Annotated in this window: 16 protein-coding genes; 11 read left to right on the top strand and 5 right to left on the bottom strand. The window is 35.6% G+C overall.

Annotated elements, in window-relative coordinates; genetic code table 11:
- Positions 1-200 precede the first annotated feature (200 nt).
- From M3610_RS03565 to M3610_RS03550, 4 genes are all read left to right on the top strand, one after another.
- Positions 201-1,421, top strand: a complete 1,221-nt coding sequence (locus M3610_RS03565; RefSeq protein WP_251456570.1) for a metallophosphoesterase family protein — start codon at positions 201-203, stop codon at positions 1,419-1,421.
- A gap of 18 nt (positions 1,422-1,439) precedes the next feature.
- Positions 1,440-4,445, top strand: coding sequence for an AAA family ATPase (locus M3610_RS03560; RefSeq protein WP_251456569.1), 3,006 nt, complete (start codon positions 1,440-1,442; stop codon positions 4,443-4,445).
- Between the two features lie 51 nt (positions 4,446-4,496).
- On the top strand, positions 4,497-5,441 hold the full coding sequence (gene yhaM / locus M3610_RS03555) for a 3'-5' exoribonuclease YhaM (RefSeq protein WP_098572167.1): 945 nt from the start codon (positions 4,497-4,499) through the stop codon (positions 5,439-5,441).
- A gap of 106 nt (positions 5,442-5,547) precedes the next feature.
- Positions 5,548-5,736, top strand: a complete 189-nt coding sequence (locus tag M3610_RS03550; RefSeq protein ID WP_098572168.1) for a sporulation YhaL family protein — start codon at positions 5,548-5,550, stop codon at positions 5,734-5,736.
- 42 nt (positions 5,737-5,778) lie between these two features.
- Here the strand turns inward: M3610_RS03550 and M3610_RS03545 are convergent, their stop codons facing one another.
- On the bottom strand, positions 5,779-6,651 hold the full coding sequence (locus M3610_RS03545) for a peptidylprolyl isomerase (protein ID WP_251456568.1): 873 nt from the start codon (positions 6,649-6,651) through the stop codon (positions 5,779-5,781).
- A gap of 209 nt (positions 6,652-6,860) precedes the next feature.
- Here M3610_RS03545 and M3610_RS03540 point away from each other — a divergent pair, with 209 nt between their 5' ends.
- Positions 6,861-6,944: a YjcZ family sporulation protein gene (locus M3610_RS03540; RefSeq protein WP_142332969.1), complete on the top strand. Its 84-nt coding sequence runs from the start codon at positions 6,861-6,863 to the stop codon at positions 6,942-6,944.
- A gap of 37 nt (positions 6,945-6,981) precedes the next feature.
- Positions 6,982-7,074, top strand: coding sequence for a YjcZ family sporulation protein (locus M3610_RS03535; protein ID WP_066251949.1), 93 nt, complete (start codon positions 6,982-6,984; stop codon positions 7,072-7,074).
- An 84-nt stretch (positions 7,075-7,158) separates the two neighbouring features.
- Here M3610_RS03535 and M3610_RS03530 read toward each other — a convergent pair whose 3' ends face one another.
- Positions 7,159-7,338, bottom strand: a complete 180-nt coding sequence (locus M3610_RS03530; RefSeq protein ID WP_251456567.1) for a hypothetical protein — start codon at positions 7,336-7,338, stop codon at positions 7,159-7,161.
- Positions 7,339-7,574: 236 nt separating this feature from the next.
- Between M3610_RS03530 and M3610_RS03525 the strand changes: the two genes are divergently transcribed.
- Positions 7,575-7,910 carry a DUF1878 family protein gene (locus M3610_RS03525; protein WP_251456566.1) on the top strand — a complete coding sequence of 112 codons (336 nt, stop codon included), beginning with the start codon at positions 7,575-7,577 and terminating at the stop codon, positions 7,908-7,910.
- Positions 7,911-7,916: 6 nt separating this feature from the next.
- Here M3610_RS03525 and M3610_RS03520 read toward each other — a convergent pair whose 3' ends face one another.
- Complete coding sequence (locus M3610_RS03520) at positions 7,917-8,498, bottom strand: HTH-type transcriptional regulator Hpr (protein ID WP_251456564.1); 582 nt, start codon at positions 8,496-8,498, stop codon at positions 7,917-7,919.
- Positions 8,499-8,784: 286 nt separating this feature from the next.
- On the opposite strand from M3610_RS03520, the gene yhzF reads away from it, so the two are divergent.
- Positions 8,785-8,976 carry a membrane protein YhzF gene (gene yhzF, locus M3610_RS03515; protein WP_098572174.1) on the top strand — a complete coding sequence of 64 codons (192 nt, stop codon included), beginning with the start codon at positions 8,785-8,787 and terminating at the stop codon, positions 8,974-8,976.
- Between the two features lie 56 nt (positions 8,977-9,032).
- Here yhzF and M3610_RS03510 read toward each other — a convergent pair whose 3' ends face one another.
- Together M3610_RS03510 and M3610_RS03505 are read right to left on the bottom strand one after the other, a co-directional pair.
- Positions 9,033-9,560 carry a tryptophan transporter gene (locus M3610_RS03510; RefSeq protein WP_098572175.1) on the bottom strand — a complete coding sequence of 176 codons (528 nt, stop codon included), beginning with the start codon at positions 9,558-9,560 and terminating at the stop codon, positions 9,033-9,035.
- A 148-nt stretch (positions 9,561-9,708) separates the two neighbouring features.
- Entirely contained in the window at positions 9,709-10,128 is a 420-nt protein-coding gene (locus M3610_RS03505) for an HIT family protein (protein WP_098572176.1), read from the bottom strand.
- A gap of 593 nt (positions 10,129-10,721) precedes the next feature.
- Here M3610_RS03505 and M3610_RS03500 point away from each other — a divergent pair.
- The 3 genes from M3610_RS03500 to M3610_RS03490 all read left to right on the top strand — a co-directional run bounded on the left by M3610_RS03500 (position 10,722) and on the right by M3610_RS03490 (position 13,489).
- Positions 10,722-11,462: an ABC transporter ATP-binding protein gene (locus tag M3610_RS03500; protein ID WP_251456562.1), complete on the top strand. Its 741-nt coding sequence runs from the start codon at positions 10,722-10,724 to the stop codon at positions 11,460-11,462.
- Entirely contained in the window at positions 11,455-12,666 is a 1,212-nt protein-coding gene (locus tag M3610_RS03495) for an ABC transporter permease (RefSeq protein ID WP_251456560.1), read from the top strand. The genes M3610_RS03500 and M3610_RS03495 overlap by 8 nt, the downstream gene beginning before the upstream one ends.
- A gap of 97 nt (positions 12,667-12,763) precedes the next feature.
- A complete protein-coding gene (locus M3610_RS03490) occupies positions 12,764-13,489 on the top strand; it encodes an EcsC family protein (RefSeq protein ID WP_251456558.1) in 726 nt (241 codons plus the stop codon).
- Positions 13,490-13,492 lie beyond the last annotated feature (3 nt).

Raw genomic sequence — 13,492 nt, 5'->3', positions numbered from 1 at the left:
CTCCCCGCGGAAAGCGAGTGCCCGGAACGGAAATCAACAGGTCCATTAGCAGAAACAATCAATTAACTATACCCCCTCCTCGACAATCTTAGTATTTACCAAGCGGTAAATGCTTTTTTTTTCAATAAATAACTGACAAGAACGTGCATTCGTATTTCTGCGGTGCTACAATGAAGAAAAGAAGTGGAAAGGAATGTCTTATGAAAAGAATATCATTCATTCATGCAGCGGACCTGCACTTGGACAGCCCGATGGTCGGATTAAAGTACTTGCCACAAGACATCTTTACCCGAGTTAAAGAGAGCACCTTTGCGGCTTTAAAAAAGGTTACGGAGGCTGCAATTCTTCATCAGGTCGACTTTGTGATTCTAGCAGGCGATTTATTCGACGGTGAAGATCGCAGCCTACGGGCACAGTCTCGGTTTCGGACAGAGATGCTTAAGTTGGCAGAAAACGGGATTCAAGTTTATGTCATCCACGGCAATCACGACCATTTAAATGGATCATGGGTACATCTTAATATGCCCGCAAATGTTCATGTGTTTAATAGTGAGGTTGAATCAAAAGTTTTACAGACAAAGAATGGTGCGATCGTCCATCTGTATGGTTTCAGTTATCCAACAAGGCATGTCTATGATAGAAAAATAGATGATTATCGGAAGAAAGATGGCGCCGATTTTCATATTGGGATACTTCATGGAAATGAAAGCGGAGGGGCTGAACATGATAACTATGCGCCTTTCTCAGTTAGTGATTTACATAAGAAAGAATTTGATTACTGGGCTTTAGGTCATATTCATAAACGTGCTGTCCTATCAGAATCTCCGCCGATTATTTATCCAGGTAATATTCAAGGCAGGAATAAGAAAGAAACAGGTATGAAAGGTATTTATCATGTAACATTGACTGATCTTGATAAGAAGATAAATTTTATAGAAACGGCCGATATTATTTGGGAAGAAACAGTAGTAGATGCTTCTGCAGCTGAAAACTTCCTTGATGTATTACAATTATGCCAAACAACCATCAATAGTTTTCGGAGGGAACAAAAAGGAACGTTATTATCACTTTCCTTGAAAAATATTGTACTAGCAGATGAGCGTGAACAAAGAAGCTTGAATGGTGAGCTGTTAGAACTCCTATTAGAGAATGAAAAAGAAGAGGACTCCTTTGTATGGATTGTTGACTTAACTGTTATAGAAGGGCAGCAAATAAATAAGGAACAGTTGAAAAGAGACGCAAACTTTTATGCTGAACTGTTTGAAACAATTGAAAACTACGCGGATATAGATCAAGCCTTAGCACCCTTATTGGAGCATCAATTAGGGAGAAAGTATATCAGTCAGTTATCAACTGCCGATCAAAAAGAGCTAATCAATAAAGCAGAGAAATTGCTGCTCGAGTTACTCTATCAATCATAGAGAAAGGAATGAGGATAGTTGAAAATTCTCGAAATGCATATCTATGGGTTTGGCCAATTAGAGAATGTAGAAATTACCGACCTTCATGATTTTCAAGTTTTCTATGGAGAAAATGAAGCTGGGAAGTCCACAATTATGGCCTTTATCCATGCAATTATTTTTGGCTTCCCTACAAAACAGCAAACAACCGAACTCCGTTACGAGCCAAAATACAGTACTAAATATGGTGGTAAAATCCGAATTTTCCATGAAAAGCATGGCGGTGCTGTAATCGAACGCGTAAAGGGAAAGGCTGCAGGTGATGTAAAGGTCTATATGGACAATGGCAGGATGGGCGGTGAAGAACTTCTTAAGGAATTAATAGCAAACTTTGATAAAAGCCTATTTCAATCTATTTTTTCATTTAATTTGCAGGGGTTACAAAATATTCATCAGATGAAAAGTGAAGAGATTGGTAAATTCTTGTTTTCCGCGGGGACATTAGGGACAGAAAGGTTATCAAAAACAGAAACTGTTCTACAGAAGGAGCTCGATGCACGATTTAAGCCATCAGGGAAGAAACCCTTATTGAATGAAAGGTTACAGGCACTACATGAAATAAATAAAGAATTGAAAGCAGCAGAATCCAAAAATAGAAATTATACAAACTTAGTAGAAAAGAAAGAAATGCTCGAAAAGGAAATGAAGGCAGTAAACCAATCGTTGCAGGAAATTAAAGAGAAAATAGAAAAACTTAACGAATGGAAAAGAATCGAATCCATTGTCAAAGATGAAAGGCTGACAAAGAAAGAGCTGAATGAATTAAGAGATGTTGAATTCCCTGTACGTGGGATTGAGAGAATCGAAAAGATAAATGAACTCATCCACCCCTATAAGGCTGAGATTAATAGTATTTCCGAAAGAATTGAAAATTTGAGAGAGGAAGCGGAGAGGAGTCAACCCAATCAATCGTTTCTTAAACAGGAGCCTGCTATCTTAGCTTTACTAGATCAAGTTCCTCTCTACGACCAATTAAAGCAGGAAAGACTTCAATATGAAACAAAACTTATAGCCTTTGAAGAAGAGTTGTCGATTACTAGGGAAAAACTTCATTTACATATTGATGAAGAAGAGATCTTAGCTCTAAATACAAATATTTATATGAAAAACCAAGTTGAAGTGGTATCACAGAAAATCCAAAAGCTAAAAGAAGTGAAGGAAGAGTTAGAAAATCAGTATCAGGAAGAAAAAGGCAGATTAGAGGAAATCGAAAAAGAGGTCCGGTCTTTAGAGAGACAGGTTCTTACAAAACAGGAACGGCTGGCACTAGAAGAGAAGGTAAAGTCGAGAAATGATAAAGAGAGCATAGAAAAGGAAATAAGAAACTTAGGTGACAAAATAGACTTTTATCAACAGTTTAATGAACGTGATAAAGCCGAAGCTGAAAGAGAAGGGAAGCAAAAGAATCTTCAGTATGTACTTTTTGAGGTTATTTTAATTGCCATAACAGTTTATGGGGTGGCTACAAAGCAGTGGTTTTTATTTACGATCGGGATTCTCGGTTGTATATTACTACTCATCCTGATGACAAAAAAGAAGAACCTGCCGAAAGGGGCAGAGCTAAATCAAACATTAAATGAGTTAATAGAAAAGAAAGAACAGTTAGAGCGAAAACTGCAATCAGCCCAATATATTGAAATCTCAAAGCTAGAAGAGCAATTAGCCTTGGATAATCAGAGGAGAGCAGAGCTTCAGATCGTAAAAATCAAGTTGAAACATCAACATTCTCAATATGAAAAGATCATTGCCAAATTTGAACAATGGGAGTTGGAGTCAGCCCAAACAAATGAAAAGCTTGCTTCCATTAGTCGTTCACTAAGAATACCTGAGTATATTGCGGAGGCCTTTTTACTAGAAGCTTACAAACTAATTGAACAGTTTAAGGTGATTAGTAGAGAGAAAAAACAATATCATTTAAGACTTCAACAAATAGAGCAGCAACAGGAAAAAATAGAAAATGGTTTGAACCATTTTTCAAATCTCTATCTAAATGATAAGGGGCTGGACCTGTATAACGGAGCCTATTTGCTTCGCAATAAATTAAAGGAAGAGCATGCTAAGCAAATCATGAGTCAAGAGAGAAATGTGAAACTTAGCGACTTCGAAGCCGATTTAAGGCAAAAAGTACAGGCAGTTAATCATCTCCAAACAGAATTTAATAACCTTATCTCATCAGCAAAAGTAGATACAGAGCAACAATTTTACGAACTTGGTGCAAAAGCAGAAAAACATGGTCAACTGTTAGAAAAACTCAAATCACTGCAGAGTCAACTCCAATACTCAATACTCTCAGATGTAGAGAGAGAAACTTTTCTCCAAATGCGTCAAAGCACAGAATTAGTGGCTGAATGTAATCAGCAGGTTCATAATTGGGAAGCTAAACTAAAGGAACTTCAAGAAGAGCAGGCTTCCATTAAATACGAGATACAAATATTAGAAGAAGGCGGTGTGTATTCAGATATCCTCCATCACTATAAGCAGAAAAAATTTGAATTAGAAGAGGCAGCAAAAGAGTGGTCAGTCTACTGTGTAGCGCAACAGATCCTCTCCAATACGATTGAAAAGTATAAGAACATACATTTACCAAGAATGATTTCAAAAGCGGAAGAATATCTGTTGTTTCTCACAGATGGAAACTACCAAAGAATCCATTTACAAAGTTCTGGTTCAGGCTTCTTAGTTGAGCGAAAGGATCATACCATATTTGAAGCAAATGAACTAAGTCAAGCAACAACCGAACAATTATACGTTGCCATTCGGCTTGCCTTTGCCGTCACAGTATATGAAAAATATCAGTTTCCAATTATTATCGATGATAGTTTTGTTAATTTCGATGCGAAAAGAACGGAAAAGGTGTTAGAACTTCTTAAAGGGATGAAAAGAAATCAACTATTATTTTTTACTTGCCATAAGCATTTGCTGACCTATTTTCAAAGGGAAAATGTTCTTTTTTTAGAAAAAGGTGCTGTTCAGATAATTTCATAGAGTAATATTAGGATATGTTATACTCTTACTAGTAGGAAGGACGTGAAAAAGATGGGTAAAGGAATATTAAAGCATGAAATTGGAGAGCAAGTAGAATTATTTCTACTAATAAAAAATACAACAAAAGGGATTGCAAGCAACGGCAAACCTTTTTTAACACTGATTCTTCAGGATAAAAGCGGGGAAATTGAAGCGAAGCTTTGGGACGTCAATGAAGAGGATGGAAAGAGTTATGCACCACAAAGTATTGTAAAAATAATGGGAGAACTACAAAATTATCGGGGGAAAAGTCAATTGAAAATTCGTCAAATCCGACGAACAGGTCCATCTGACGGCGTAAAGTTGGATGACTTTTTGGAGACAGCCCCAATAAGCCAAGAAGAAATGGCTGGCAAACTCACACAGTACATTTTTGATATGAAAAATCCCAATATCCAAAGAATAACACGCCATTTAATTAAAAAGCATCAGAAGGCTTTTTTAGAGTTTCCTGCCGCAACAAAAAATCATCATGAGTTTGTATCAGGACTTGCCTTTCATGTAGTTAGTATGCTTGATTTGGCTAAATCAATTGCCAGCCTTTATCCGAGTCTTGATAAAGACTTGCTCTATGCAGGGGTTATATTGCACGATATGGGGAAAGTATTAGAACTCTCAGGTCCGATTTCAACGGTATATACCATAGAAGGAAATTTACTTGGGCATATTACGATTATGGTTAACGAAATCGGTAAAGCGGCGGAAGAACTAGGTATTTCTGGTGAAGAAGTACTAATTCTTCAACACCTTGTACTGAGTCATCATGGAAAAGCAGAATGGGGAAGTCCAAAACCACCGATGATTAAAGAAGCAGAAATCCTCCATTATATTGATAATCTTGATGCGAAAATGAATATGCTGGACCGTGCCTTGGAAAGAGTGAAGCCAGGTGAATTTACAGAAAGAATTTTTGCGTTGGAGAATCGTTCCTTTTATAAACCGGTGTTTCATAAGTAAAATAACCTCAACTCGAGGTTATTTTTTTTGTAACAGCTCATAATTTCCTATTATCTGAATATGATTTAGTAAAAGTGGACAACCACTATGAAAGGAGCAAGATAAATTGACTATTCCTATTTGGGTATATGCAGTTGTGGTTGGTATTGTAATAAGTGCACTAATGGCGATAAAAACGGGGAGAGAAGAGCGGCAATTAGAGATGGAAAACATTGAATTGGAAGGCGAAATCTATATGAAGCGCCTTGAACGAGAGAAAGAAAAACGAGAAGAAATTGGAGCAACAGGAGAATAAAAGAGCGGAAGCGCCTTTATTGGCGTTTCCGCTTTTTTCTGTTTATTGTGCAGCAGCCTCTGTTCCAGTTTGAGGATTAAGCGCATCCTTTAAGTCCTTGTCGCTAACTTTAACATCTGCAGCTTTAAGTTCACGCTGCATCGCTTTATTAATTTCTTCTGTAGTTAATTTTGAAGTTTTTACTTGAGTCTCGATTTCGCTCTTCATTTCAGCAAATGGTTTCTTCTCTTTTTTGTCAGTTACTTGGATGATATGATAGCCAAATTGTGACTTAACTGGACCGCTAATTTCATTTACTTTTAGAGCATATGCTGCTTTTTCAAAGTCAGGATCCATCTTCCCAGTACCAAACCAGCCTAAATCACCGCCGTTTGCCTTAGAACCTTCATCTGTTGAATATTTTTTTGCAACATCTTCAAATTTTTCTCCCTTATCAAGCTTGCTCTTTACTTCTTTTGCTGTTTTTTCATCGGCAACCAGAATGTGACGAGCTTTAATCTCTGGCTGGTACGTATCATAGTAATCCTTTAATTCCTTTTCAGTTACCTTAACGCCTTTTAGAGCAGCTTTTTCCTGCATCATGCCTAACTTCATTGTTTTCTTCAAATCATCTTCGCTTTTATAGCCATATTGTGCAAGGGTAGTTTCAAAATTTGCACCTAGATCTGTTTTCAATTGATCAATTTTTGCATTTAATTCCTTATCTGTTACCTTGTATTTCTTAGAAAGAACTTTTTCATATACTAGTTGCTGAAGGGCCTGATCACCATATTTATCCTTCATTGTATTATAGAGTTCTTCTTGTGTAACGTTACCCACTTTGCTCTCTGCCACTGTATCAGAACCACTTTGGTTACATGCACTTAATGCAAGTACTCCGCCTGCTAATGTAAGGGCTAATATCAATTTTTTCATGATGAAATCTCTCCTAAACAGTATATTCTTGTCCACAAACTCTACTATAACATAAATGGTAACTACTGCAAAAATAATAACTATGTTTATTTTTTGAAATTTTCCACAAAAGGGTAAATGGAACTTTTCAAAAAAAAATGGGAAGTGCCTAAACGAAATGACCACTCGTTGAATAGTATATCCTAGAAAATGAAAAAGGAGGTATTACGATGAGCCATGGATATGGAGCGGGCTTTGCTCTAATTGTAGTACTTTTCATACTATTAATTATTGTTGGAGCTTCTTGGTTTTAAAAAACACAATTAGTCATTAATGAATGGAGGTAAATATATGTCTGGTGGAGCAGGTTACGGTGGAGGATTTGCTTTAGTGGTAGTTCTATTCATCTTATTAATCATCATCGGAGCTTCTTGGGTTTATTAATAAAGTTACAAACTAAAAGCGATGAGAAATACTCTCATCGCTTCTATGTGTTAATATCCTTTTTCGCTTGGCGTTCTAATTGGATTATGCATATAAAATTTCTATGTATGATGATATCAGAAGAATCGTAATGAGGATATTAATGGTACGAAATACCTTATGTTGGTTTTCTTCAGGAATTTCCTTTTGCATACAAAGTGAATTGGTCATTTTATTTACATAAAACAAGATGAAAATAGCGAAGACAATAAAAATGGAGATCATCAATGATTCCCTCCCTGATGTTCGTGTTATGTTTAATACAATATCAAAAATTACAAAAAAAAGATAGTCATAAAGAATGGAAGAGTTTAGGCTTCTAAAGGGTATCGGGAACCTAATTTATTTTGAAGGAAATCCAAAAAATATTCCGTGTTTTAAGTAAAAATGGTTTACCCCATCTTTTAAAAGGTTAATAATAAATATATATAATGTAAAAGTTCTGAAAAGAGGCCTAATGGATGACTGAAAATGAATTGATGGACAAAATAAACCTTCTTGAATATCATCAAAAGCTACTATTAAAGTTACTCAACAATCCAAAGCTCGAATTATATAAACTTATAATTGAAAACGGAATAACAGAACAGGAAGCAGGACAATTTTTTTCTTTATGTGAGAAAATGAACTTAAAATTAGAAGAACAAAAAGCGGAAGGGTACGTAAACTTCCATCCGCTTTTTCATGAATTATCATTATCATTACCGTCAACCCTAAAGATAAAAGACGTTATCCATGCCTGTTTAAAACAACAGATTTGCCTGTCCCTTTTTCAAGAGTTGGAAAAATACTTATAAGACTGATTAAACCAACTCTTGCTTAGGATTTTGTAATTTTTTTAGCTTTCCATCTTCTTCAACGAAGCGGCTTTCAATATTATGAAAAGACCGCTCGAAGATTTCCATAAAATCTTCACCATAAATATTACGGACGATTGCCATCATTTCAACAATCTCTGGAAACTTTCCATATAATTCACGAAGGGGCAAAGCACCAGAAAAAACAGCATTGCCATTTGGCTCATATGTTTCCATTAGTTGGTGTAAGATATTTTCTCCAGCTTCAGTAAGTTGAATATACGTATTGCGTTTATCATTTTCCTTTTTGGAAAACTGTAGCAAACCTCGTTCTTCTAACTTTTTCGAAAAATTAAATGCTGTTGAAACGTGCATGACCCCAAACTTAGCCACATCCGAAATGGAAGCACCGTTTAAGTGATAGGCAATCCATAAAATGTGATGTTCGTTAATATTTAAATCAAAAGGCTTAATCCATTGCTGCCAGTCTTTCTCAATCGCTTTCCACAAGGCTTTACTTAGTTGAGCAACTCTTTGAGTAAAAATCATCGCTTCCTTCATTGAATATTGTTTCTCAGTCATCCCCATTTTCACCTACTTTTATATTTCTCTATTTTCATTATGCCAATAAAATAAAAATTAATAAAGAAAAAATTCACAAATTTTTAAAAAATTAGAATAATAATCTATTGAAATTTTTTAAAAAGTGAAATTGATTCTACTAAATAATAACAACATTTAGACAATTGAATTTAAAAAAACTTGTGGATCTCCCTAATTACATTTAGTCCTGCTCATACGAATGGACGGGTAAACATATAAATAGTTACAACGTTTAGTCGAACTTTTGAAACAAAATAGGGGGACAAGGAAGATGAAAATTGCTGCCATTATTTTTTTTATCTTTAGTGCTATCCTTTTATTGGGTGCTATTAAATATTTAATCGAACTAACAAGACCAGGTGTTTATCCACCTAAACAAATTTTAAGAAAAAAAGTTGCTGCATTATGTGGAGGTGGAGGGATTTTTCTATTAATTGCTGTATTAATCTCTAAACTTATATAGAGGTATATTAAGAAAAGAACCCCGCTGGGTTCTTTTCTTAATAAGGATCCCGTCGATTATTTTTGAATGACGGAAGGTGTTGTTAATTTAGTTCGCTTCACTATGGACAGGGCTACAGGATACAAAATAATCATAATAACGGTATTTAGTGCGATAGCCGGCAGAACTCCTGCAGCAAATAGTGCAGTGAATGACGCTGGTAAGCCCACTAGAAAGAATGCTGCTGTTAAAAAGATTGTCCCTGAAACAAGAGTTCCAATGGCAGTTAAAACGCCAACACTAACAATCGAATTTCGGTATTTTTTTAAAGCTAAAAATAAACCAAGGAAAACTAAAGCAGTAATGGGTTTATCAATGATATTTGGAATTTGTCCGCCAGGAAAACCTGTAGTTAACGCTGACAATACTCCAGTTACAATAGCCAAAAGCATAACACTCTTTAACTCAGGAATAAGGATAATTCCTAAAAACATCATTGCAAGCATCATGTCAGGTTTAATTCCAAGAAAACTAGGCATTACCGTATGCAAAACTACCCCAATCCCAGCTAATAGTGCTAAAACTACAATGTTCTTCGTATTCATTTCTCTTCTCTCCTCTGCTATACTAATCATTTTGTTTCTCCTGCAGTGCACTCATTGCCTACAGCGAAAAACCTGCTTTCATTATAACATAATAATTTATTAATAATAAAGATATAATTTTCAGATTATTTAAACCTTATATCTAAGTTTATACTTGTTTACTAATATTCCCGGCCATTTCTTGTAATAAGTCAAAAGAATAATCACTTTGATTACTTTTCCATACTGCTCCAAATCCATCTCCTTTGCCATAACGCGGAATTAAATGCATATGATAATGAAAAACAGATTGTCCTGCATGTTCACCATTATTATTTACAGTATTTAACCCAATTGGATTAAATTCTCTTTTTAAGGCATTAGCAATGGCAGGAACCACTTCAAAAATGTTTCTTGCAATTTCTGGTGTTAATTCAAATATGTTTTCCTTATGTACTTTTGGAATAACCAAAGTATGTCCCTTTGTTACTTGGGTAATATCTAGAAAAGCTAAAACATGTTCATTCTCGAAAACCTTGGCAGAAGGAATTTCTCCATTAACAATTTTACAAAAAATACAATCGCTCATATACACTGTCCCTTCAATATTGTTTGTATTATTTTACCATACAAACGAAAAAAAGAAAAAGGCAGGATCCGCATGGAATCCTGCCCTCTCGAAGGGGAATTGCTTCAAAAGGTACGTTCATTAGGAGTGTTCTTTGATAAACACCTCATTTTTCGTAGAGTGTTTTTATAAAGAAACATTATTGTTCAAGCTGACCATCCCCTATGGTGTTTTTATATGTTTTCCCAACTTATAAAAACAGGTAGCGATCTGCGGTAAACACCTCATTTAATGTTTATTTTTTTAAGATAAACAGTTACTTGGTGTTACTAGAACTCAAAATGGTTACTGTGCACGTTGTACAAAACAACCATCCCCTTATCTGAAACGAATTGGAAGCTCACTTATTTGAAATGTTAATTGTCTTTGACAGACACCTCATCTCAAGTTTTAATGAATCGCTTCATTGAAGTAAGTTGTTTTCCCCTTCGAATATTATGATAACCAATGTAAGAAGTAATATACAAAAAAAATGATAAAAATTTGAAAACTATTTTTATCAACCACAATTTGTTAAAATAAAAAAATAATCGTGCTTAGGAAGGACGTTGCAAATGTCTTTATTATTGATTGAAAATCTGGTTGGGGGATATACCAGAAACCCTGTCCTAAAAGATATTTCTTTTGAAGTAAATGAAAAAGAACTGGTAGGTCTCATTGGTTTAAATGGGGCAGGCAAGAGTACCACAATAAAACACATAATTGGCCTGATGGAGCCGCACAAGGGTGCAGTAAAAATAAAAGGACAAACCTTTACAGAAGATAAAGAAGCCTATCGTAAATTGTTTACGTTTGTTCCGGAAACCCCGGTCTTGTATGAAGAATTGACACTTGAAGAACATTTAAGGCTTACAGCGATGGCATACGGCCTAGACGAATCCACCTATAAAGAGCGTGTTAATCCTTTACTGAAAGAATTCCGAATGGAAAAACGTTTAAAGTGGTTTCCTGCCCATTTTTCTAAAGGTATGAAACAAAAAGTAATGATTATGTGTGCCTTTTTAATTCAGCCATCCTTATACATTGTTGATGAACCTTTTGTTGGTCTTGATCCATTAGGGATTCAATCATTGCTTGATTTGATGAAAAAAATGAAAGATAACGGTGCAGGCATCTTAATGTCTACTCACATTCTTGCGACGGCTGAGAAATATTGTGATCGATTTGTAATCTTGCATGAAGGGCAAATTCGAGCGAAAGGGACATTAGAAGAGTTGAGGGAGCAGTTCTCAATGCCTGCTGCTTCTTTAGATGATCTGTATATTCAATTAACAAAGGAAGAAAATTATGTTTGATGATAAAAAGCTTTGGAAGGAACGAGCTAGCGGTCGTGTTAAGGATTTAGGAAGGTATTTGCGCTATATTTTTAATGGACATCTTGTTGTTGTCTTATTGTTCTTAATTGGGACAGCTTCATTTTATTACCAACAGTGGATTGAAAATCTGCCTGCTGGCTTTCCTGTTGAAATAGTGATTGCAGTTGTAATTGGATTTTTACTTACCTACAGCCCTGTTTACAATTTTCTACTTGAGGCAGATCAGATATTTATCCTACCACTTGAGGATAAATTAAAAGGGTATTTCCTTCGTTCTGGAATTGCCAGCCTTGTTTTCCAGGGATACTTGCTGCTCATGGTTTTAGCTGTACTAATGCCAATGTATGCACACATAAGCATTAATGGATTTCGTTCATTTTTTCCCTTTTTTGTAATTCTGCTCGTTTTAAAAGCATGGAATTTAGCAGCAAGCTGGCGGATTGATTATTTTGTACAGTCAGCAGTCCATCGGTGGGACATGATTGTTCGCTATTTTATAAATGCAACTTTTACTTTTTTATTATTTAAACAAGCTAGTCTGTATATGTTGTTAGTCATTGCGGTGGTTTGTGCACTTTATTATCGTACTTTTTATGTTCAGACAAAGAACATGGGGCTAAAATGGGATAGACTAATTAATCAAGAAGAAAAAAGAATGGCTTCATTTTATCGACTTGCTAATATGTTTACTGATGTGCCTAAATTAAGGGATACAGTTAAAAGGAGAAAATGGCTGGATTTATTTCTTAACCGTATGGCATTTTCCCAAAAAAATACATACCTTTATTTGTTTTCGAGAGCTTTTTTACGTTCATCTGATTATCTAGGTCTTTTTCTACGTTTAACTATCATTGGCGCTCTTGCGATTTATTTTATTTCTTTTGGTATGGGCCAAATCTTGCTCGGAATTTTATTCTTATATTTAACAGGGTTTCAACTCCTGCCGCTTTGGAACCATCATCAAAACAAACTTTGGGTGGATTTATACCCAGTGGAAAAAAGATTTAAAACAGCAGCTTTTTCCTCTTTATTAATGACTATCTTAACGATCCAATCGGTAGTCTATACTCTGCTTATTCTGGTAAAAGGAGAGGTATTAAATTCAGTGCTGAATATACTTGCAGGACTTGTATTTACCTATATGTTTGTTCATATTTACGCAAAAAAACGATTAAATGCATAAACTCTAAAATCCCCTTTTCCATGAAAGGGGATTTTTCTTGAAACTAATGGGCGGAAATTTCGTATATATGCATAAAATTATTGTGGAGGGGTGGCATATGAACGAGTATGAAATTAAGGTGTATGAAGAGATCGAAGAGTGGAAGCGAAAATTAACTAGACGCTCAGGGATGATGAACCGTATATCGAAAAAAGCTCAAGGAAAAATTAATGAATTAATACCTGATAAAGTTCATGAGGTTATGACAGAAAGTATCAAAGCCATGGTCAAAGCCACATTATTTGGATCACAGATGACAACAAATAAAGACCAGGCGTTAGGGTTAAATTTAGCAGAAAGAGATGAATTGGCCATCAAAAAGATTGCTGCTTTTCAGAAGACAGCGATGATTGAAGGAGCAGGGACAGGGGCAGGTGGAATTTTGCTAGGGCTGGCTGACTTTCCTCTTCTCCTTTCGATTAAGATGAAATTTCTATTTGAAGCAGCCTCCATCTATGGTTTTAATACAAAGGAGTATGCCGAAAGACTATTTATCCTTCATGTTTTTCAACTAGCGTTTTCCAGTGAAGATATTCGTAAGAATACATTAGCAGAAATTGAAAATTGGGAAAAACGTAAAGAGACCCTTGTGGAAATGGATTGGCGCAAATTCCAGCAGGAGTACCGGGACTATATCGACCTTGCAAAAATGCTTCAGCTTGTTCCAGGAATTGGTGCGTTTGTCGGTGCTTATGCCAATAACAACCTTCTCAAGCATCTAGGAGAAACAGCCATGAACGCCTATCGATTAAGGTTACTGCAAAAATCCCCTGACCCAATTTGAGGG

It is taken from the genome of Neobacillus sp. MER 74 (assembly GCF_023714155.1).
This window is presented reverse-complemented; position numbering and strand designations above follow the sequence as displayed.